Consider the following 22,444-nt stretch of genomic DNA (forward strand, 5'->3'; position numbering starts at 1 on the left):
ATTGTTGGTTAACATTCCTCTTTAAAATACAATGCTAACATAATAAATGTTTGGCTAATATTAATAAATGTTGTGTAATATTTTTTTTGCTCGTACCTTTAAGAGCAAGGAAACTAAAAATTAAACGATCATATTTTATGGCTACAATCACTTTTAAGGGCAATCCAGTGAACACAAAAGGCAATTTACCACAAGTTGGTGAGCAAGCGCCTGATTTTAAATTAACTGCAGGAGATCTTTCAGATAAGTCACTCGCAGACTTCAAAGGGAAAAAAATTGTGTTAAATATTTTTCCTAGTGTGGATACTGGAACTTGTGCGGCATCTGTACGTGCGTTTAACAAAGAAGCATCTCAATTGGACAATACGGTTGTATTATGTATATCAAAAGATTTGCCATTTGCACAAGGTCGTTTTTGCGCAGCCGAAGGCTTGAGCAATGTGGTGACATTATCAGAATATAAAGATGCGAATTTCTCTGATGCTTATCAATTGGCAATCGCCGATGGACCATTAGCAGGTCTATTGAGCCGAGTTGTGATTACTTTGGACGAGAATGGTAAAGTCTTGTACGAAGAGCAAGTTGCCGAAATCGCTGACGAACCAAACTATGCTGCAGCGATTGCTTCGTTGAACTAGGAAATCATGAGTAGTACGAGGATAAAGAAGGCAGAACTATCAGCCGAAAGGCTTATAAAACCAGCATCTCATATCTCAATACTAAATACTAAAAAAGCGTGCTAAGCACGCTTTTTTAGTATTTATTTTGTCTTCTCTAGGGCTTGTAAGATATCGTTGATAATATCTTCCTGATCTTCTAATCCAACCGACAATCGAATACTGCCCGGTTGTATACCTAAGTTCAGTCGTTCGTCCTCAGACAGCTTGGAGTGTGTCGTGGATGCTGGATGCGTAGCGATTGATCTGGAATCACCTAAGTTGGATGTGTATAAAATCATTTCCAATTGGTCAACAAAAGCTTTTGCACGTTCAAAACCACCCTTGACAACCAGTGTAACAATGCCACCGCCTGCTTTCATCTGCTTCTTAGCTAGCTCATATTGTGGATGGCTTGGTAGAAAAGGATATTTTACATCTTCGATCTCCGGATGATTTTCTAACGCTTGTGCCAGTGCGAGTGCATTGGAACAATGGCGATCCATACGGATACCTAGGGTGTCCAGACTTTTGGAAATAATCCAGGCATTAAATGGTGACAATGCGGGGCCTGTGTGACGGATAAAGAACATCAATTTGTCTATCAATTCCTGTTTTCCAACGACAATACCACCCAAAACACGTCCCTGTCCATCCATGTATTTAGTCGCTGAATGGATGACCAAGTCAAATCCATACTGAATTGGTTTCTGAAGATATGGCGTCGCAAAACAGTTGTCGATCGAAAGAATAATATTTGGATATTTTTCTTTGAACTTGCCCAACCATTCTAAATCAACCAATTCCAATCCGGGATTGGACGGTGATTCCAAAAATATAATTTTCGTATTTGGCTGTATAGCCTTTTCCCATTCCTCAGGATTAGCCGCGTCTACATAAGTTGTGGTAACACCCCAACGCGGAAAAAGTTCTGTAAATAACTGATGGGTAGAACCAAATATCGCGCGTGAAGAAACAATATGGTCTCCACTTTCGATAATTGCAGCAAAGGATGCAAATACTGCAGCCATACCAGATGCGAAAGATAAGCCCGATTCAGCACCTTCCATAATACAAACCTTGTTGATGAACTCGGAAGTATTCGGGTTTGCATAGCGAGAATAAATCATTGCATCCTCTTCTCCAGCAAAGACCGCCCGACCTTGTTCAGCGCTGTCGAAGATAAAACTTGATGTGAGGTATAAAGGAGTCGAATGTTCGCGAAGTGCTGAACGATCGACCTGTTCACGTATGATTTTAGATTGATCTTTTTTCATGATGTGTAAAGTTACGAGATGAAATTTTTATATTCGTATAATTACCAATGAAATGACCCATTTTATGAAAAAAATCTAGCTATTTTTTTTCCATGGAATTTTATTCCTTTGTTTTTCCTGTTCAAAAGATAAAGAATTACTCTCTGATCAGGGCCTCAAAGAAATACCTGTGTTCTTGTTGAGCCCTGATTTTCTATCTAACTATAATTTTTATCCGTTTGATAATAAGCTAAAACTGGCATACAAAGACCACCAACTTTCTCGAATTACTGGAGGCTTTTTGACGATTCCCACAGCAACCGGATTGAGCTATCATTTTACCGATATTATCTATTGGGATATCAACGTTATTGGGGATCGGGTTAAATTGGAAAAAAAGAGCTCCGATAAGGGAGTCTCATTTGATGAAAGGCATGAGTTACGTTATCACAATAAACTGATCACCGAAAGAAGAATAAACCGAGGAAATCAATCCATTAGCATATATAAATATGAATATGAGAACAACCTATTGAAAAAAGAATATTGCTATTTAGGTGATCGATTACCCCTTGAGAAAACGTTCTATTTTAATGCGAGCAAAAATTTAGATAGCATTGTGTATGAATACCCATATAGTACTTCTAAAATAATTGAGATATTTACTAATTATGATCAGAAACCAAATAAATTAAGGGGGCTTTTGATGTTAGAAGACTTTTTGCCAAGAGCGCTCTCGATAAACAATTATATGGAAATGAATAGATTGTATGTTGATGAGGCAGGGAATCGAAGCCCATCTGGGGAAAGAAGATGGGATGCTAAGCTTTTCAATTAATGACGAACTTAAATAAAAGAGGCCGATAACTATATCGGCCCCTTTTATTTAAATTGAGTATTTCCTTATTTTTTTACAAATTGCATCACGACAATATCGCCAGAGATAAATGTTAACTCATTATCTCTAATGTCAAAGTTTGTCGTAGATTTTAAGCCATTCATAAATTCATTGTAAGCCGCATTTTCACAGTGCATCATCGTAGATACCAATTTATCACCGATCTTAATGGAATTGCCTTTTTCACTTTCGTAAGTACCACCGATACCATTACAACCGTTGTTACCTTCTACTTTGTGGTCTTTGCTTGTGAAAGTTAATGTTGGGATTTTGTCCTTATACAATTCCTTCAGTGCTTTTCCTGCTGTCTCTGGTGTGGTAATAGACTTAAGCTCCCATGTTCCTTCCAAAGATGCGTTATCCACTACACTTGGTTTTTGCACTGTAGTTGCGGTATCGCCAGCTCCTGTTGCTTCAGATTTTTTTCCTGTTGTGTTACATGCAACAGTTGAAAATGCCAATGCAACTGCTAAAATCATTAAATTTACTTTCATAATAATTTCTAATAATATATAAACATTCCTTTTTCTGCACTACAACTTATAATTATCATGCCAATCTTGTCCCAATAGCATCCAATCACCGATTATAGTACAGCTAACTTCTTTATCCTCTATTAATAACAAATTTGTGTTTTTTGTTTGCACTCCAACAGGTAAATAAGTTCGTTTTGGTTTAATCATACTAAAAAAAGAACAGCAACAAAACCCCAAGAAACTATTTTGCTATTTCACCGAAATGTTTTAGATCAATCGATTGATTTGATTAAATAAGGCTAATTATCGACGACTAGAATACATTTTTGGATTTTCCCACCCTATTTCCGTACGCAAATGTTACATAGATAATTTTATAAAACTTCTTATATTAGGGCTTTACAACCTAATTTTCTAGTACTTATAATAAAGAATATGTTCACAATCTTGTTATCCTCCATCTTACTTTCCAGCGGTACGGTAGCTAAACCAGATACGTTAAAACCTTATGGAGCTTTGCCAACCGAACGCCAATTAAAATGGCAGGAGATGGAGACCTACTGCTTGATCCATTATACGCCAACGACTTTCCAAAATAAAGAATGGGGTTATGGTGATGCGCAGCCTGCTTTGTTTAATCCTTCGGCATTTAATGCAAATCAGATTGCCAAAGCAGCGGCAGATGGAGGTTTCAGAGGCCTGATCAGTGTTGCCAAACATCATGATGGATTTTGTTTATGGCCAACCAAAACAACCTCCTACAGTATTGGCTCCTCTCCATGGAAAAATGGAAAAGGCGATATGGTAAAGGAATTTATGGAAGCGACACATCGTAATGGAATGAAGTTCGGTGTATATTTATCTGCGTGGGACCGTCACGATGAACATTATGGTACACCAGCTTATGCCAATGCCTATAGACAGCAACTGACCGAATTGATGAGCAATTATGGCCCCTTGTTTACCTCTTGGCACGATGGTGCCAATGGAGGTGATGGTTATTACGGTGGACATGAGGGGAAACGGATCATTGACCGAACAACTTATTATGAATGGCATGAGAAAACATGGCCTATCGTACGTAAACTTCAACCTAATGCGGTGATTTTCTCGGATATTGGTCCCGATATGCGCTGGGTAGGTAATGAACATGGTTTTGCTGCCGAAACCTCTTGGGCGACATTTACACCAATAGGGCTAAATGGAAAAGTAGCAGTACCTGGAGCAACCGAATCGCATAATGCAGAATCGGGAGACCGGAACGGAAAGTATTGGATTCCCGCAGAATGTGATGTTCCCCAACGTCCGGGATGGTTTTATCATGAGGAACAGAATAGCCGTGTAAAAACACCCAATCAACTGTTTGAAATCTATCTGAAATCGGTTGGTCGAGGTGCCAGTATGAATCTTGGTCTAGCACCAATGCCTTCAGGTACACTTCATGAAAATGATGTGAAATCCCTAAAGGCTTTTGGTAAAAAAATTAAAGAAACTTTCCATACCAATCTGGCAAAAGGTGCAACCATCACAGCCTCAAATACACGTAATGCTGATACCAAAACATATGCGACATCGTTGATTACGGATAATGACCGCTATAGCTATTGGGCTACCGATGATACAAAAACTTCGGCTACACTTGAAATTAAGCTAAAGTCAGCGGCGACATTTGATCTTATTCAATTGCGTGAAAACATTAAATTGGGACAACGGATTGACAGCGTTGTTGTGGAACAATGGCGTGACAACACCTGGAAACCCTTGGCTAAAGCAACTAGTATTGGTGCGAATCGCTTGATAAAACTTGAACAACCAACGACAACGGCACGCTTACGGTTACATATTTATGCTCCGGTAGCAATTACCTTAAGTGATTTTGGCCTGTTCAAGGAATATAATGAATCTTTTGCCTTCGATACAAAAGAGCTTAAAAAACAAACGGGCTTTAAATTAAAAACCGGAGCATCGAACAATACGGTGTACATGAGCGATGGTAATCCAAATACCTTTGCAACTGTAAGTGACCAAGGAGTCTTGGTTATTGAAACAAATGGCCAAACCTCGGGTATTGGTTTCCTGCCGCGTCAGGATAAAAAGACCGGCGGTATCCCGACGAAATACAAAATCTCAACCAGTGTAGATGGTAAAAAATGGATAAGCGTCAAAGAAGGCGAATTCTCCAATATCAAAGCAAATCCAATCTTGCAGCAGGTATTTTTTGAAACAAGCAATAATACCAAGTTTATCAAATTTGAACCAACGCAATTTATTGAAGGGAATGAGCTGACAATTGCTGAGCTTGAACTTTATGGTAAATAGAATTTTAATACTTTTCGTGGTCTGCATCTGTCAGACCACGCTTTTGTTTGCGCAACAAAACCCACTCCGTCTTTGGTATAATAAGCCTGCCAAAATCTGGGAAGAAACTTTACCGCTGGGCAATGGACTAATTGGTATGATGCCTGATGGAAATCCAACGAAGGAAAAAATTGTACTGAATGAGATTAGTATGTGGTCTGGAAGTCCAGAGGATCCTAATAACTATGACGCGCACAAAAATGTCAATGCCATTCAGGATTTATTGAAAGCGGGTAAAAATGATGAAGCCGAAAAATTGGTCAATGAAACTTTTGTCACCAATGGCAAAGGTTCAGGCTTTGGGAATGGCGCTAATGTTCCTTTTGGCTGTTATCAGTTACTCGGAGATCTACTTTTGCAATATCAACTGCCATCTTCTTCTATTGAAGACTATACAAGATCCTTGGATCTGGCCACGGCGACAGCACAGACTTCTTTTCGTGCCGGAAACACAAAAATTCAACGTACTTACTACACCTCCTTTGACAAGAATGTCGGTGTTATTCAATTAAATCAGAATAGCGATGCCAGACAGACGGTCGGTATTTCTTTTGAGCGGAAGGAGAATATAGACCGCTACAGCCTGTTGGATGATGGTATTTTGATCGAAGGGTCGCTGCCGGATGGTAAAGGGGGCAAGAACCTGAAATTTGTCGGGTTATTGAAAGTACATGGTAAAAATCTTCAGGTCAACAGAAAAGATCAGGTACTGGAAGTTTCGGCGGCAGGAAACCTGTCGATCTATCTCACGGCGAGCACATCTTATTATGGAGAGGATCCACTGGCAACTACCAAAACGACTATTGCAGCCGTACAGTCGTCCAATGCAGCCAAAATGTATAACAATCATGTGGATTCCTATCAACGGATTTTTAACCGGGTGGAGCTTAACCTTTTTGGAAATCGCTCAAATGCAAATGTTCCAACCAATGAACGGATTGCTAATTTTTATAAAGACCCAACACAGGATCCAGATTTGGCAACGATTTATTATCAGTATGGTCGTTATTTGAATATTTCAAGTTCAGCGCCGAAAAATACAAATGCGCTTCCGCCAAACTTACAGGGATTATGGGCCAATCAGATCCAAACGCCTTGGAATGGTGATTATCATCTAAATATCAATGCGCAGATGAATCACTGGGGGGTGGAGGTAAACAATCTAAGTGAATATCATCAACCTTTTATCGAACTGATAAAACGGATCGCAAAAACAGGAGAGCAAACTGCAAAAGCCTATTATAACGCACCTGGATGGGTTGTTTATATGATGACCAATATCTGGGGATATTCAGCTCCGGGTGAACAGGCTTCCTGGGGGGCAAGTACAGCCTCCGGTTGGTTGTGCAATCACCTGTGGGAACATTATCTTTTTACAGGAGACCAGGGGTATCTGAAAGAAATCTATCCGATACTCAAGGGTGCTGCAGAATTCTACAACCATACATTGGTGCAAGATCCCAAAACAGGATGGTGGGTTACTTCACCATCAGTATCACCAGAAAATGCGTTTCGGATGCCCAATGGAAAGGTCGCAGCGGTGGTGATGGGTCCCACAATCGACAATCAGATTGTACGCGAGCTGTATCAAGCCGTTATTCAAGCAGACTCTATTTTGGCTGTCAAGGATAGTTTTGTAGCTAGCCTGAAAGGGAAATTAAAAGAGATCCCACCAGCAGTAGTGATTAGTAGATCTGGACGTGTAATGGAATGGCTCGAGGATTATCAGGAGGTTGAACCCAAACACCGTCATGTATCCCATCTTTATGGTCTGTATCCTGCAGCATTTATTTCTCCCCAAACGACTCCGGCTTGGGCCGAAGCTGCACGAAAAACGCTTGCTATCAGGGGAGATGAAGGTACAGGCTGGTCAAGAGCCTGGAAAATATTGTTTTGGGCAAGATTGCAGGATGGTGATCATGCCCTAGAAATCCTTCGTCAGTTGCTGAAACCAGCCTTTGCCAGTGAAACAACCTATCAGGGTGTGGGTGCCGGTACCTATCCCAACTTATTCTGTGCCCATCCACCGTTTCAGATTGATGGCAACTTTGGCGGCGCCGCAGGTATCGCAGAGATGTTGATCCAAAGCCACAATGGCTATATTCATCTGCTACCAGCTCTACCTAAAGCTTGGTCTAAGGGACAGATCAAAGGGCTAAAAGCCAGAGGAAATTACACCGTGGATATGAGCTGGGAAAATGGGAAAATTGTCAAGCTAAACATAAAGGGAAAAAAAGGAAATGTTCGCATATTTGAAAACGGAATCTATAAGGACTATAAGGTCCGTTAGCTATTTTTGCTTTCTATTTATTTTTCTGGGAACAACTGCTTGTTCCCAGAAAACAGACAAAGCCAAAAAAGAAGAGCTTTTGAAAACGTTCGCTTATAAAATTACTGGGCAGACAAGTGCTGCGGAGGGGAGCTCAGTGATCCTCATCGATCCGGAAAACAAAATGCAACAGTTTACAAAAACAAGTGTGACAAACGGGCAATTTGTCTTGGAAGGTGAATTGGCAATGACTGGTTTTTATGCAATTCAGATTAATGGCGGAGAGCCTTACATCCTGTTTTTGGAAGGGGGGAGTGACTATGAACTGAAAGAAAATAAAGGCGGCTTTACCTTGACTACAACCTCCAGTAATGCAACGGATTTTGTTCAGTTTACGAAACGATATCAACAGCGAGAAAAAGAGGAAAAATTGAAAGAAGAAAATAAGACCGCCAGAATCGGCGGATTAAATGGGCAGCTCTCAGCGATGGCCCTACGCAACGATGGATCTTACGAGAAAACTATTGATGAAATACAACGATTGTCGGCTGGTAAACCTTATAATCTTCGCAATTTATATGCTGATTTTATTCTTGATAGCACACATCAATCGTCTTTAGTTCTCCCTTACTTTTTCAAATATGTCTCCATCGATGCGGATAACTTCAAAAAATTTGATACTGCACTACAGCGGTTCGATGCAACCCTGCAAAAACACCCTTATTATAAATTTGCGCGTGAGAAAGTAGACCGGGTGAAAGATTTTTACGAGAATATGCCTGTCTTTCCACCCATCACGCCAATGAATGTCCAACGGGACTCGCTAAAAATCAGTGAATTTTCAAATGCCAAAATGTTGATCGCGGCGTTCTGGAAAGCCGCTAGTAAATACAGTGTTTCTGATGTTACTGAACTACGCAAAAAAGAGACGCAGTTAAAGGCAATGGGAGTGCGGGTTATTTACTTTTCGTTAGATGCGGATCAAGATGCCTGGATTAAAACCAGCAACTCCCTCGTTCTGGGGCCTCATAGCTATTATTTGAATACAAATGATCGGGCAACAATGGAAAATGACTTTGGTATAGACCGTTCGCCAAGTTATTTATGGATCAATCCACAGACCTTCAAAATCCTGTCACTCACTGGTGAAGATCCGACTTTACCGAAGTTCATTGGTAAGGTTAAGGAGTTTTTGGCTAAAAATTAACGATTATTGTCTTAAAAAATGGTATATTTGAATTAACGGTTTAATATTTGTTATTTCAATAGACGATGAAAGTTGTTCAATTTACGGTTCCGGTGGTTTATCAAGGATCTATTTGCGTGCAAGAGGATATCTTGCCCTCCTTCTATAGCAATTACCATCGGCATAAAGAGATCCAATTGACCTATATCTTAAAAGGGCGGGGGACCTTTATGATCGGCAACTTTACCCATAGTTTTGAAGAGGATGAAATCTATATCGTTGATGCAGATGAACCACATATGTTTAAAACAGGAGAGGATATTAAGGACGGCATTCATGCGATTCATATTTTCTTCGACTACGAGCATTTTAAATCTTTTCTAGATTTCCCTGAATTTGACGATGTCAAATATTTTTTGGAACACATCAATGTCAGTAAGAAACTGGATGCCGAACATGCTATTGCCCTCAAAGATAAATTTGTACAGATCAATACAAGCGCCGGAATAGATCGCTTATTATCCTTTGTAAAACTGATCAATTTTTTGAGTAAAAAGGTCGATCAATGGACCTCCCTATATACGGGAATTCCCCAGAAGAAATTTTCGGACGCGGAAGGCTTGCGTATCAACGAAATATTTCAATATACCTTTCAGCATTTTGGTGATAAAATCTCACTTGAAGATATCGCAGCAGTAGCTCACATGACTCCGCACGCATTTTGTAAGTATTTTAAAAAGCACACCCGCAAGACTTATGTGACCTTCCTGAATGAAATCCGAATTGAACGGGCCTGCAAGATGTTGATTGACGAGTCCTCCGAAAGCGTTTCCAATATTGCATTTAAAACAGGGTTTAACAATGTGGTCAATTTTAATAGGGTATTTAAGAAGATCACAAAACATTCCCCAAGTGAATATGTGCAGGAACATCGGATGCGGGATTAAGCCATTGTTGGTACACTGAAAATATTATCGGAAAAGAGGTGCGTAGTATGACCTTACAGCTCCCATCAGTGGACAATATCGGAGAAGCACTCGGCAATAAAATGTAACGATTAGGGATACGAAAACCTTAAATTTGGAGTCTAACGATTGTTACTCCGATGAATAAAAATTTAATTTTTGTCCTGTTTGCGTTATTGTGCTATCTGATGCCTGCAACAGCGCAATCTCAAAATTTCAAGATTGACACCTTGCAATACCAAGGGACAGCCAAAAATATAGTGAACCTGGTCATTTTGGGCGATGGTTATACAAAAGATCAACTGGACGATTACGCAGAAGATTCCAAGCAGTTCACAAATTATTTTTTTTCAATAGAACCTTTTAAACAATACAGCAGTTTCTTTAATGTATTTGCGATTCGGACGGTATCTGAACAATCCGGTGCTGCGCATGATTGCAAAGCAAGCGATTGTGTACACGGTGACACCGACCTCAGCAAATATCCAAGCCGTTACAATAAATTCACTAGAGATCATGCTGTGCCAGTCACGCATCCCAATACTATTTTTGGAAGCAGCTTTGACAATGGTGGACTACACCGCCTTGTAGTGCCCCAAAAAAATGAGCGTATTGAAGAAGTGTTAAAAACACATATCCCCAACTATACACAAGTGGTGGTATTGGTCAATTCACCATTTTATGGTGGATCAGGTGGAAAGTGGGCCACCTCGACGGTCAACTTTAAAAGCAATGACATCGCTGTCCATGAGATCGGGCATTCCTTTGCTCAACTGGCTGATGAATATTGGGCAGGAAATCAATATGCTATTGAATCTGTCAACCGCTCTCAAACGGCCGCTGCAAATGCTGTTCCCTGGAAACATTGGCTTGGAAAAGATGGTGTAGGGATCTATTCTTATGGCAGGAAGGGATCTCCGTCCAACTGGTTCAGGCCACATGAGTATTGTAAAATGCAATATCTTGTTGCCCCTTTTTGCCCCGTCTGCCAAGAGCAATTTGTAGCTTCAATCAAGCAAAAATCTAGCCCTTTTATTGCTGTAAAACCGGTATTGAATAATGTATTGACCTTAGATAGCATTCAGAAATTTACATTACAGCTAGCAAAACCGTCGCCGAATACATTTAAGCTGGTATGGTCCTTAAATAATGAAGCTATTGCCCATGATATCGATTCGATCTATTTGGATCCGGGAATGCTGCGCATTGGTGCGAACGAATTGAAAGTTATTATTCAAGATACAACAGATCTGCTCCGCGATCCGAAGTATGTAAACCATAGGGATTCCATTGTATGGAAATTTAATCAGCTTAAATCCTATGAACTTGCAAAACCTATCAATACCTGGGGAGATACACTCGAAACCTGTTTTGGTGGAGATCAGGTGATTACGGTTAAAAAACCTATCGCTGGACTTGTCTACCGTTGGTTTGAGACCCTGACTGCTGTATCCGTCGGAACAGGAAACAATGTGGTGATCCAAAAGGTCTCCGCCTCCAAAAAATATCATGTCGTTGCACATTGGAAAGACAAGCATTCCGTGGAATCGGAAGTCTTATTGAAAACACTGCCCAAAGTGGAGAAACCCAAAGATATCCGTGTCAAGATTAACAAAAAGAAAAATAAGGTACAGTTGATCATACAGGATAAAGCGGATGCACGTTACAATTACATCTGGTCAGATGCCGCTGGTAAACCAATCTATGAATGGGACGAATTCAATGGAGAATATGTACGTCCGACGGGTGCAAATAATATGCTTGTCCTAGAACGGACTACTACTGGCCGAAAAGTCTACGTCCAAAAGGTAGACAAAGAAACAACCTGTAAGAGTGATCGCACGGAAGTAATTTTTTAGTTACACTATTGATCCTTAGGGATTTATAAGTTAATTTTAATCTGCCGGTTAGTTAACTTATAAATCATTCATAATTATGAAAACGAAAACCCAGTCTACTTGGGGAATTTTTTCGTGCCTATTCATCGTGATTTTAGCCGTAACACCATCCTGTAAGAAAAATGCAAAACTTCCTGATGAAAGCAATGAAAAAACGCATGCAGTAACCTTCAAAATCAAGGATTTTGAAACGATTGTCACACCCTTGAAAGCACAATCGCCCAGGTTTAAAAGTGCTTCGACCACCGGAAGTACCACCGAAAATCAACTCCTCTACCATTGGAATTTTGATAACGGTAATGCGGACCCGACCCTGGCGCTTGAGGATGCCGCTGTCATTGACTACAACAATGGTAAGACCGACTATGGCTATGTCGCCGGTTGGCCAACGTCCGGAAAAGGCATTAGTTTCAAAGGGGCCAAAGAGGTTTTGATCAAGATATCTGGTTCGAGTATCGCTACGTTAGCAAGTCTGTCCTTTGATGCCAATAGCTCCGGAACTGGGCCTCGTGCTCTACTGTTGAGTTATTCAACAGATCAAGGGGCAACATTCAAAAACCTCACGGATACCCTACATTATCCGCCAAATCTCACTACCTCCGCCAAATTTGTCGTGGAACAGTCGCTTCGGTCGATTAATCTGGTTGCCGCTCAGGAGTGTTGGTTAAAAATCGCCTTATTTTCGGGCAATAGGGAAGGCGGAAGTAACTACAACGAGAGTACAGGAACGTTTAAAATGGACAATGTTAAGATTATGGGGACGACAGATCAATCGGTTCTGCCCGATAAATTGTATTACCATATCTTCGATGCCAATAGCAAGCTGCTGGTTAAGGCGGGTACACTCAATGCAAAAGAAAAGTTTAATATCGCTTTACCGATGGGAACATACTACCTGAGCCTACTATCCAAAAATTCAGGGCTGCCCTTAATGATTCCGGCATCGGTGACGGATCTTAGGAGTCTATCAGTATCTAATGCTTTCAGTGAGCAGTCTGCTGCGATATTTGCGGTACGCGATACTTTTGATGTGAAAGAATCCATGGAAAGAGTATTGACGATGAGTCGTATCTATAGCGAGGTTAAATTTGAATGCACGGATGTCGAGGGGTTGGATCTTGTCGACAGCATTCAGGTCAAACAGCTGCATAAACCCTTCCGATATTATCCTTTTGCAACTGGGGCAGATGAACAAGTGGATAAGACTCTCTTACGTATTATTCCCAATTTCAGCAGCAGCTCGAAAAGTTTTGTTTTTAATCAGTTTATGGGTGATCTCCCAGAAAATAAGATAGTCAAATACGAGTTGCACATTTTCAGAAAGGGAGAACTTATGCGCACATTTGACCTGGGCAGTGAAATTCGAAATAATGTACAGCTTCTATTTAAGGGAAAACTGCTCGATGGAGCAACTGGAAGTCAAGGCTTTCAGGTGATGAAAAATGAAAAATGGCGCGATAATGTAGTCATAGAATACTGATTAAAAAAGTCAATCCAACGCGCCAATTTGAATTAAATAAAATAGGGTTATCCCGTTCGGACAACCCTATTTTATTTAATTTTATTCGTATCCCCTTAGCGTCTTTTTGATAGGCTATTCTCCGTAAGGGGTTTTTGCTTATTTGTTATAGCAATTTTTTTAGCAACGTATTCCAACCTGCTAAATCATTTAAGATTCGTTCAAGATCAGCGATCGCTACGCGCTCTTGTTCCATGGTATCACGGTGACGGATTGTTACGGTATTATCTTCCAAAGAATCGTAGTCAACAGTAATACAGATTGGCGTACCGATTGCATCCTGGCGACGGTAACGTTTTCCGATCGCATCTTTTTCATCATATTGGACATTGTAATCCAATTTTAATGTATTCAGGATCTCACGCGCTTTTTCTGGTAAACCGTCTTTCTTCGTCAAAGGCAAAATAGCAGCTTTCACTGGTGCTAATGCTGCAGGGAATTTCAATACAACACGAGAATCTTGTTTCTCTGCTGTAGAAAGATCTTCTGTTACCAATGAATTACATAGAACAGTTAAGAACAAACGATCCAATCCGATGGAAGTCTCGATGACATAAGGAATGTAATTTTGATTGATCTCCGGATCAAAATATTGCATTTTCTTTTTCGAAAATTCCTGATGCTGTTTCAAGTCAAAATCCGTACGGGAGTGGATACCTTCCACTTCTTTAAATCCGAATGGGAAGTTAAACTCGATATCCACAGCTGCATTGGCATAATGCGCCAATTTATCGTGGTCGTGGTAACGGTAGTTAGCCGGATCAAATCCCAGTGCTAAATGCCATTTTAAACGTGTTTCTTTCCATTTGTTGTACCACTCCAGTTCAGTGCCCGGACGGCAGAAGAATTGCATCTCCATTTGTTCAAACTCACGCATACGCATGATAAACTGGCGTGCAATGACTTCGTTACGGAAAGCTTTTCCGATCTGAGCAATACCAAAAGGAATTTTCATACGACCTGTCTTCTGAACGTTCAGGAAGTTAACAAAAATACCTTGGGCAGTTTCCGGACGAAGATAAACCTGATCCGCCCCATCTGCCATGGCACCCATCTGTGTGGCAAACATCAAATTGAATTGACGTACTTCAGTCCAATTTTTGGTGCCTGAAACCGGACAAACGATATTATGCTCTTCAATGATTGATTTTAAACCAGCCAGATCGTCCGCGTTCAATGCAGTGTTTAACGCTTCTAAAAGCGCTGCTGCTTCTGCAGCCTTGCCGTCTGCTTCATAACGTGCAATTTTGTCTTCGATCAATTGGTCGGCACGGTAACGCTTTTTGGAATCTTTATTATCAATCATTGGATCATTGAACCCATCCACGTGACCAGATGCTTTCCATGTGGTTGGATGCATGAAAATTGCCGCGTCGATACCGACAATATTTTCGTGCAATTGCACCATGGATTTCCACCAATAAGTCTTTAGGTTGTTTTTAAGTTCAGAACCTAATTGACCGTAATCGTAAACGGCACTTAATCCGTCATATATTTCGCTCGATTGGAATACAAAACCGTATTCCTTCGCGTGTGATACTACACTTTTGAAAAAATCGTCTGTCTGTTTGCTCATAAGTGGCAAATATAGATATTAGTATTTAGATTTTAGTATTGCGTATTGAGTATTTAGATTTTCTCCCTATTCTTTATTCAAGCCTGAGACTTATTTAGTTATCCCTAAATCACGTATCTGTTGGGATGCATTCTTGTTGTCCACTTTTTTGATGATGTGCTGAATGATGCCCTGCTCATCGATCACAAAGGTAGTGCGTGCTGTACCCATATATTTTTTCCCGTACATGTTTTTCTCAACCCATACACCATAGGCCTCTACAAGGCTTTTGTCTTCATCCACAAGAAGTTGAAATGGTAGCTCGTGTTTGCTGATAAACTTTTGATGTGAAGCTTCGTTGTCGATGCTAACACCGATAATTTCAAAGCCATCTTTTTTCAGTGATTGATAGTTGTCTCTAAAATTGCAGGCTTCGGTCGTGCAGCCCGGAGTATTGTCTTTCGGATAAAAGTAGAGAATCACCTTTTTTCCTTTGAAATCTGAAAGATGGACCGTTTCACCATGTTGATTTTTTGCACTGAAATCCGGTGCCTGTTGTCCTATTTCTAGTGTTGCCATATGTAGTTCTATTTAGTCTATTAAGATACAATATTATTCGATGAAAATCCAGCACGCACATTCGACTTGTTTCTAAAATGATCCAAGAATAAAAGCACATGAAGGATGTACCACGCACAGCAGATAAACTATCTGCTGAAGGAGGCTTCGTATGTTTTTAAATTTCCTTTATTGTCTTTGACCTCTAATTTGAAACTGTGGGTGCCACTGCTCAGATTGGATTCAAAGTCGTGCCACAGGTGTCTCGTTTTGGGATCATATTTCATCAGGGCCCATTTGCCATCTATATAGGCATCGAAGGTATCTATTCCTGAAAGATTATCACTGATGGTAAAATCTATGGAGCGTTGATTGGATACATTCTTGCCATCGGTCAGGTTACGTGCACTGATGGTTGGGGCAATGGTATCAACAGCCACATAAAAGCCGCCAAATTCGCGCACATTGGCCACTACCCAGCCATTTTCGTATTTCCCACCCTGCGCTCCACCATCTGTGGAGACAATCAGCGCCTTGCTATATAAGCTTTCTGGTAGGCTGTAGTCCGGTTTGATCATCAGTTTGTAATACCCGAATACAGGTGTATAGCTGTTGTGGATGTAATGCGCAGCGGAGTAGCCTTTCGCTGGCTTGGCACCTTGGGAATAATTGAAATATAGGTCGTTATAGAGGATGTTTTTGCCCATATAAACGCGCGCATTTTCAGCCTCATATTTGTTTTCATCGGCATAATGAAACATTTTGAGCCCTTCGGCTGATTTATGGCTGATCGCTAAAGAAGGGTTGTTCTGAACCTTAAAATTAAGTTCGCTTTTATTGCCCTGAACATCCTTGACGACATATTTTACATCATGAACCTCATTGTCCTTTAATTCGATCATACCCAGGTTGTCCAGTTGTTTGTAGATATTGATCGGATTGTTGGGGTCTTTAAAACTCTTTTGTACACGGACGCCAGATTTCTTCAGATAAGGGTAGTCTATATACGATTGAATCGCACGGGTCTGGTCAAAGGGGATGGATTCAAAGAGTACGGTGCTGATATTTTTATTGTCAAGGAATAGTTCAATCGAATAAACACCATAGGTAAAGGAAATGCCACCACGTCTGTCTACAGTATTGATACCAAGACCAAAGTTGCCATTGACCGGAATAGGGGCACTTGATGTCAAACTATAATTTCCATCACCGATGGGTCTGATCGTCTGATGCCTGCGCGGTGTGTTCTCATCAAAGATTTCTCGGCCAAGGTCATAAACTGTTATACCTCTGATCAATGGTTTTACTCCATCCGGAAATAACAGCCCAAACAATTGTGGATTTAATGGCAGTTGTGCTTTGGTATCGCGGATCTCAAAATGCAGGTGTGGTCCCGCTGAACCACCAGTATTTCCAGAGTTGGCAATAAACTCACCTTTTTTGACAGGTACTTGATTTGGTTTGAGAAAGACATCAACATCAAAGCGTTTTTGTTTGTACTGTTCGTCTTTTATAATTTTTGCCAGATCAGCATTGAAGCTCTCCAGGTGCATATACACGGAGGTATATCCATTTGGATGGTCAATATACACGTAATTTCCGCCGCCACCGATCTGTACACGTACACGGGAGACAAAACCCTCCGCCGCCGCGTGTACAGGAATATTGATGCGCTGCTGGGTGCGATAATCGTCGCCACCATGGAAATGCGTTGCCCGCAACTCACCAAATGAGCCCGATGCCTGGGGAGCGATATCCATTGGCCGTACAAAATAATTCTGCGGATAATTGCGACTTTTGATAATATCCTGTGCTTGGGCGAGGCTAGAGGCCAAGGTCAGTACACCAAGTAAAATTGCTGTTTTTTTTATCATTTCCCCTCCCTATTTGATTTTACAGCTAAACATCTTTTGTTCCCTAATAAATCCTTCCAAGAGATCACCGATTGCGACCGACCCAACACCAACCGGGGTGCCTGTATAGATCAGGTCACCTTTGCGTAAGGTAATAAATTTGGACGTATAGACAATTAGGTCTTCAAAGGAGAAAATCATATCCTTAGTATTCCCCTGTTGGACAGTTTGTCCATTTTGTTGCAGAGAGAAATCAATGGCATCGACAGCACCGATTTCTTCTTTCGCGATTAAATTGCTGATCACAGCGGAGTGATCAAAGGCTTTTGCCAGTTCCCAGGGAAGACTTTTCGCTTTAAGTTCCTGCTGTAGATCTCTTGCAGTGAAGTCGATTCCGAGACCGATCGCATCATAATAGGTCGAGGCGAATTTGGACGTTACATGTTTACCTTCCTTGCAGATCCGGAGAACGACTTCAGTCTCAAACTGAATGTTTTTGGAAAATTCGGGGTAATAGAAATCTTTATTGTCCTTTAAGACCGCGGTATCGGGCTTTAAAAATATGATGGGATTTTCGGGTACTGGATTATTGAGCTCTTTCGCGTGGTCGATGTAATTGCGACCTATAGCAATTATTTTCATGGATATAAAATATATAATGACTGTATCGAATCTCAAGAGCTGAATGGGGATGTAGAACGTTCTACATACTATTCTTTTGCTCCTTGAATCAACAAACTTAGCAAATGTACCATGTTTATCCAAAAAGTAGGGCAATGCATCGAGTTTTCTTAACCCTTGGTTAATACCAACTTAAAAAATAATAAGGTAATAATAGGGGATTAACAGGGGTATAATAGGGGAGTAACAGGGGTAAATCCGTATTAACCCTAAGTAAATACCCTGTAAAAATATAGTTACAACAGTTTTAGCTAAAACCTTCTTGCGACGAAGGTGTTTCTATGTTAGAACGAATTGTTGAATAGAATAAATGTAATTATATGGCAATCTTACATCATGGGCCTAATGGCCCCATCACGGGTAAATTTGGATCTGTCAATGCGTATATGCTAAATGGACAGAATGTTGCACGGGGACCACGCAAGAGACGTACTTCGCCACCAACAGAAAAAGAATTGTTGAACCGCAGTAAACAGAAGGTCGCCGGCGAATTTGCTAAACATAACCGTCCCATATTGGATTTTGGCTATCAATACCAAGTCAAAAAGGGCGACCGTATTGGTGCTTTTCAGCTCGCACAAAGGCATATTTTTACGGAAACACTGGAACTCGATGCAGAGAATAAGCCTTTTGTTAACCCGGAAAATCTCCTTGTCTTTGCCGGTAACTTGCCGCCGTTGGTCGACTGTCAGATTGAGAAAGAGGATGATATGCTTCATCTAAAATGGACCGCTGTCCCGATCTATAACGATCATGTATTTAAGGTAAATCTGGCATTAATCAATCTCGATGCGCCCGGTGATATGAAAATCGGTATCGCCGAGGTAAATAAGGGATCTATTTCACTCAGAATCCCCGGTCTGAGCTTGAAAAAATTTGACTATCATGTGTATGTCTGTGTGTGGGATACCTTCTCCGGAGAGTTTTCAAATTCTACCTATTGTGGTCTTGTGTAATAGGATTTTTCAGGGGACTTGTGTATCTTTAACACTATGAATAAACTACAAGCCGTATTGTTTGATTTGGATGGTACATTAATCGATTCGGAATATTTCTATTTTAAAAATTGGGCACCTATCTTAAAACAGGAATTTGATCTGGAGATAAATTATGAAGATTGGATCCGGGATTTTGCCGGACATACCTTAGCACATAATGTAAAACGCCTGGTTGAAGACTATGGGTACGATACGACTGAGGAGCATATGTGGAAAAGGACACGTGCCGCCTATGCTGATTCTAATATGAGCGATATCGAATTGATGCCTTTTGCGAAAGATATTTTGGTCTACCTCAAAGAAAATAACATCCAGATTGGATTAGTGACCTCAAGTTACCGTAGTACAGTGGATACCGTTTTGGGAAAACATGGACTGTTGGATTACTTTGAATTTTTTGTGACAAGAGAATGTGTGGAGTTTCCGAAGCCTAATCCGGAACCTTATCGTCTGGCGCTGTCAAAACTGGATTTACCAGGAGCATCCTGCGTTGCGATTGAAGATACGATAACAGGAAGTCGGTCTGCGTTGGGTGCTGGTTTACAGTTGATTGCCGTGACAAAACAGGAGGTGGAGCGTGCTAGACTAACAGCTGTTGATAACATTGTGGAAAACTTGCAACAGGCAAAACAGCTATTATCCGGTTGGATTTAAGGACAACCATATAATTTAATCGTTTTAGCATTTGTAATTTTATTCGGATATACGTAATATTACCGAATTGTAAAGGGAACTCTGATTATGAACCGTAGAACCGCAATAAAGCAATTTTTCATTATCGCTGGCGGATTGACTATTTTGTCATCCTGTCTGAATGATGGTGGTGCATCTATTGTATTAAATAAGCTGAAATTATCGGCCGAAGACGAGCAGTTTTTAGCTGATCTTGTCGATGTCCTTATCCCGAAAACCGATACTCCGGGCGGGAAGGAACTGAATCTGCATCTGTTTGTGATCAAGATGGTGGATGATTGTGAGTCGTCGGAAAACCAGGAGAAATTTGTCTCTGGTTTTAACAAACTAAGGAAACAGCTGAATCTGGCCAATGGCAAAGAGACAGAAAGTAAGTTAGCCAACCTAACCGATAAAACGGATGAAAAGACTTTTTTTGAGATCTTTAAATCACGTGCGATCCAGGGCTATCTAAATTCAGAATATGTGATGAAGAATAAGGTGATCTATCAGCTTATTCCGGGACCGTACAATGGTGCGGTAAAAATTAATGGATAAATCCAATATGGCAAATCTAAATATTGACAGTGAAAAAAATAGGACCTATGATGCTATCGTGATAGGTTCGGGAATTAGTGGTGGCTGGTCTGCAAAAGAATTGTGTGAGAAAGGACTAAAGACCCTGGTATTGGAGCGTGGACGCGATGTGCAACATATTAAGGATTATCCAACCACGAATATGATGCCCTGGGAGTTTGAACATCGGAATGAGATGCCTTATAAAGTGAAGGAAGAAAATCCGATTGTCAGCAAATGTTACGCTTTTCATGAAGATGCTGCACATTTTTTTGTGAAAGATAAGGAGCATCCCTATATACAGGAAAAACCTTTTGATTGGATCCGAGGATATCAGGTTGGCGGAAAATCTTTGTTATGGGCGAGACAGACGCAGCGTTGGTCCGATTTTGACTTTGAAGGTCCTGCACGTGATGGTTTTGCCGTAGACTGGCCTATACGCTATGCTGATTTAGCGCCTTGGTATGCTTATGCAGAGAAGTTTGCCGGTATCGCTGGGGATCATGATGGACTGCCAGAGCTGCCAGATGGTGAATTTTTGCCTGGTTACCCGTTAAATATTGTAGAGAAGTATTTTAAAGAGAAAGTTCAGAAAAAATTTCCGGAGCGTAAGGTGATCTCTGCACGTTGTGCACACCTTTCCAAGCCCAACCAGATTCACATCGATCAAGGCCGTGTACAATGCCAAAATCGTGTACTCTGTCAGAGAGGATGTCCTTTTGGAGGGTATTTCAGTTCCAATGCAACAACAATTCCTTGGGCTACTAAAACCGGAAATATGACTCTTCGTCCACATTCGGTGGTTCATTCTATCCTATACGACGAACAGAAAGGAAAAGCTGTAGGTGTTCGGGTCATTGATACAGATTCCAAAGAGGAGATTGATTTCTATGCAAAATTGATTTTTGTCAATGCAGCTGCCATCAATACCAATCTGATCTTGTTGAATTCTAAATCTAACCGCTTTCCAAATGGTTTAGGAAATGACAGTGGAGTATTGGGTAAATATGTCGCTTTCCACAACTATAGTGCACGGATTTACGCCGAATACGAAGGACTGTTGGATTACACCGCAGAGGGGAGAAATCCTGCCGGCGGTGGATATATCCCTCGCTTCCGCAACCTACATAAACAGGAAACAGATTTCTTACGCGGCTATGCGGCAGGTTTTGGCGCATCGCGTAGTAAAGAATCAGACCGCTCTGGCCTAGGATTAGGACTTAAAGAGAATTTGTTAAACCCGAAATTGGGAATTTGGCAGGTTGGTTCACATATGATGGGTGAGACCATACCAAAAGAATCAGGCATGGTGTCTCTAGATGCTAGTAAAACAGATGATTGGGGAATTCCATTGTTGAAGATTGCCGTCGATTATGATGACAATGACGAAAAAATGAAAAAAGATTATATTTCGGTCATGACCGAAATGTTTACCGATGCCGGTTTCACGAATATTCGACCAGATACACATTGGCAAGCTCCGGGGCTGGACATCCATGAGATGGGCGGCGCACGCATGGGGCACGATCCGAAAACATCTGTATTGAACAAATGGAACCAGATGCATGCGGTAAAAAATGTTTTCGTTACGGATGGTGCCTGTATGACTTCGACATCAACGCAAAATCCTTCATTGACCTACATGGCGTTCTCAGCACGTTCCGTGGATTATGCCATCAGCGAAATGAAGAAGGGAAATATATAGCTTCAGCTGGGAAAGATTTTGGAAATAAATCTTTCCCAGCTGAAATTAAAACACTAAATTACAGCCTTAATTAAGATATTAACACCAGAAAAACATAACCAAATAAGAAAAGAAAAACAGAAACTAAACAGTATAAACCAAACGAACAAACCAAATTTTTTTACAAAAAAAGCAAAAGCGATTTAGCATTTTTTCTGTACTTATAGCGATCAATTAAAATTGAGATAAAGTTGATGCTTTGAGGGAAGGATATTAAATCGAAAAAAATTATAATGGAAGGGATTATGAGCTAAAACCTTTTATTATAATCGATTATAAGGGAAAACTAAATTAAACTAAACGTTTCTAGTATTATTTTGCTAAAA

General features: G+C 40.7%; 18 protein-coding genes. 12 read left to right on the forward strand and 6 right to left on the reverse strand.

Annotation, left to right across the window (positions count from 1 at the left end; all coding sequences use genetic code 11):
- Positions 1-137 precede the first annotated feature (137 nt).
- Positions 138-638 carry a thiol peroxidase gene (gene tpx, locus OGI71_RS22080; protein ID WP_120260246.1) on the forward strand — a complete coding sequence of 167 codons (501 nt, stop codon included), beginning with the start codon at positions 138-140 and terminating at the stop codon, positions 636-638.
- Positions 639-760: 122 nt separating this feature from the next.
- Here tpx and OGI71_RS22085 read toward each other — a convergent pair whose 3' ends face one another.
- Positions 761-1,933 carry an aminotransferase class I/II-fold pyridoxal phosphate-dependent enzyme gene (locus tag OGI71_RS22085; RefSeq protein ID WP_120260245.1) on the reverse strand — a complete coding sequence of 391 codons (1,173 nt, stop codon included), beginning with the start codon at positions 1,931-1,933 and terminating at the stop codon, positions 761-763.
- Positions 1,934-2,213: 280 nt separating this feature from the next.
- Between OGI71_RS22085 and OGI71_RS22090 the strand changes: the two genes are divergently transcribed.
- Complete coding sequence (locus OGI71_RS22090) at positions 2,214-2,750, forward strand: hypothetical protein (protein ID WP_282251975.1); 537 nt, start codon at positions 2,214-2,216, stop codon at positions 2,748-2,750.
- A 65-nt stretch (positions 2,751-2,815) separates the two neighbouring features.
- Here the strand turns inward: OGI71_RS22090 and OGI71_RS22095 are convergent, their stop codons facing one another.
- The gene (locus OGI71_RS22095) at positions 2,816-3,304 is read right to left on the reverse strand and encodes an META domain-containing protein (protein ID WP_282251977.1); all 489 of its coding nucleotides are present in this window, start codon (positions 3,302-3,304) and stop codon (positions 2,816-2,818) included.
- Positions 3,305-3,721: 417 nt separating this feature from the next.
- On the opposite strand from OGI71_RS22095, the gene OGI71_RS22100 reads away from it, so the two are divergent.
- From OGI71_RS22100 to OGI71_RS22125, 6 genes are all read left to right on the forward strand, one after another.
- Complete coding sequence (locus OGI71_RS22100; RefSeq protein ID WP_282251978.1) at positions 3,722-5,605, forward strand: alpha-L-fucosidase; 1,884 nt, start codon at positions 3,722-3,724, stop codon at positions 5,603-5,605.
- The gene (locus OGI71_RS22105; RefSeq protein WP_282251979.1) at positions 5,595-7,934 is read left to right on the forward strand and encodes a glycoside hydrolase family 95 protein; all 2,340 of its coding nucleotides are present in this window, start codon (positions 5,595-5,597) and stop codon (positions 7,932-7,934) included. Before OGI71_RS22100 ends, OGI71_RS22105 begins: the two co-directional genes overlap by 11 nt.
- Before the next feature lie 79 nt (positions 7,935-8,013).
- Complete coding sequence (locus tag OGI71_RS22110) at positions 8,014-9,120, forward strand: DUF4369 domain-containing protein (RefSeq protein ID WP_282251980.1); 1,107 nt, start codon at positions 8,014-8,016, stop codon at positions 9,118-9,120.
- Positions 9,121-9,185: 65 nt separating this feature from the next.
- Positions 9,186-10,046 (forward strand): AraC family transcriptional regulator, encoded by an 861-nt coding sequence (locus OGI71_RS22115; RefSeq protein WP_120260239.1) that lies wholly within the window; start codon positions 9,186-9,188, stop codon positions 10,044-10,046.
- Between the two features lie 158 nt (positions 10,047-10,204).
- Positions 10,205-11,923, forward strand: a complete 1,719-nt coding sequence (locus OGI71_RS22120) for a M64 family metallopeptidase (RefSeq protein WP_282251981.1) — start codon at positions 10,205-10,207, stop codon at positions 11,921-11,923.
- 76 nt (positions 11,924-11,999) lie between these two features.
- A complete protein-coding gene (locus OGI71_RS22125; protein WP_282251983.1) occupies positions 12,000-13,442 on the forward strand; it encodes a hypothetical protein in 1,443 nt (480 codons plus the stop codon).
- 145 nt (positions 13,443-13,587) lie between these two features.
- On the opposite strand, the gene OGI71_RS22130 is transcribed toward OGI71_RS22125, so the two are convergent.
- The 4 genes from OGI71_RS22130 to OGI71_RS22145 form a co-directional block, all read right to left on the reverse strand.
- Entirely contained in the window at positions 13,588-15,057 is a 1,470-nt protein-coding gene (locus OGI71_RS22130; RefSeq protein ID WP_282251985.1) for a glycine--tRNA ligase, read from the reverse strand.
- A 90-nt stretch (positions 15,058-15,147) separates the two neighbouring features.
- Entirely contained in the window at positions 15,148-15,615 is a 468-nt protein-coding gene (gene bcp / locus OGI71_RS22135) for a thioredoxin-dependent thiol peroxidase (protein ID WP_282251987.1), read from the reverse strand.
- A 128-nt stretch (positions 15,616-15,743) separates the two neighbouring features.
- On the reverse strand, positions 15,744-17,468 hold the full coding sequence (locus tag OGI71_RS22140) for a M23 family metallopeptidase (protein WP_282251990.1): 1,725 nt from the start codon (positions 17,466-17,468) through the stop codon (positions 15,744-15,746).
- Between the two features lie 9 nt (positions 17,469-17,477).
- Positions 17,478-18,089 carry a fumarylacetoacetate hydrolase family protein gene (locus OGI71_RS22145; RefSeq protein ID WP_282251991.1) on the reverse strand — a complete coding sequence of 204 codons (612 nt, stop codon included), beginning with the start codon at positions 18,087-18,089 and terminating at the stop codon, positions 17,478-17,480.
- A 359-nt stretch (positions 18,090-18,448) separates the two neighbouring features.
- Between OGI71_RS22145 and OGI71_RS22150 the strand changes: the two genes are divergently transcribed.
- The 4 genes from OGI71_RS22150 (at position 18,449) to OGI71_RS22165 (ending at position 22,079) form a co-directional block, all read left to right on the forward strand.
- Positions 18,449-19,084: a hypothetical protein gene (locus tag OGI71_RS22150; protein WP_282251992.1), complete on the forward strand. Its 636-nt coding sequence runs from the start codon at positions 18,449-18,451 to the stop codon at positions 19,082-19,084.
- A gap of 36 nt (positions 19,085-19,120) precedes the next feature.
- Positions 19,121-19,780 (forward strand): HAD family phosphatase, encoded by a 660-nt coding sequence (locus OGI71_RS22155; RefSeq protein ID WP_282251993.1) that lies wholly within the window; start codon positions 19,121-19,123, stop codon positions 19,778-19,780.
- A gap of 87 nt (positions 19,781-19,867) precedes the next feature.
- On the forward strand, positions 19,868-20,356 hold the full coding sequence (locus OGI71_RS22160) for a gluconate 2-dehydrogenase subunit 3 family protein (RefSeq protein WP_282251994.1): 489 nt from the start codon (positions 19,868-19,870) through the stop codon (positions 20,354-20,356).
- A gap of 7 nt (positions 20,357-20,363) precedes the next feature.
- Positions 20,364-22,079 (forward strand): GMC family oxidoreductase, encoded by a 1,716-nt coding sequence (locus OGI71_RS22165; RefSeq protein ID WP_282251995.1) that lies wholly within the window; start codon positions 20,364-20,366, stop codon positions 22,077-22,079.
- Positions 22,080-22,444 lie beyond the last annotated feature (365 nt).

This window comes from Sphingobacterium sp. ML3W, from assembly GCF_029542085.1.
GTDB lineage: Bacteria > Bacteroidota > Bacteroidia > Sphingobacteriales > Sphingobacteriaceae > Sphingobacterium.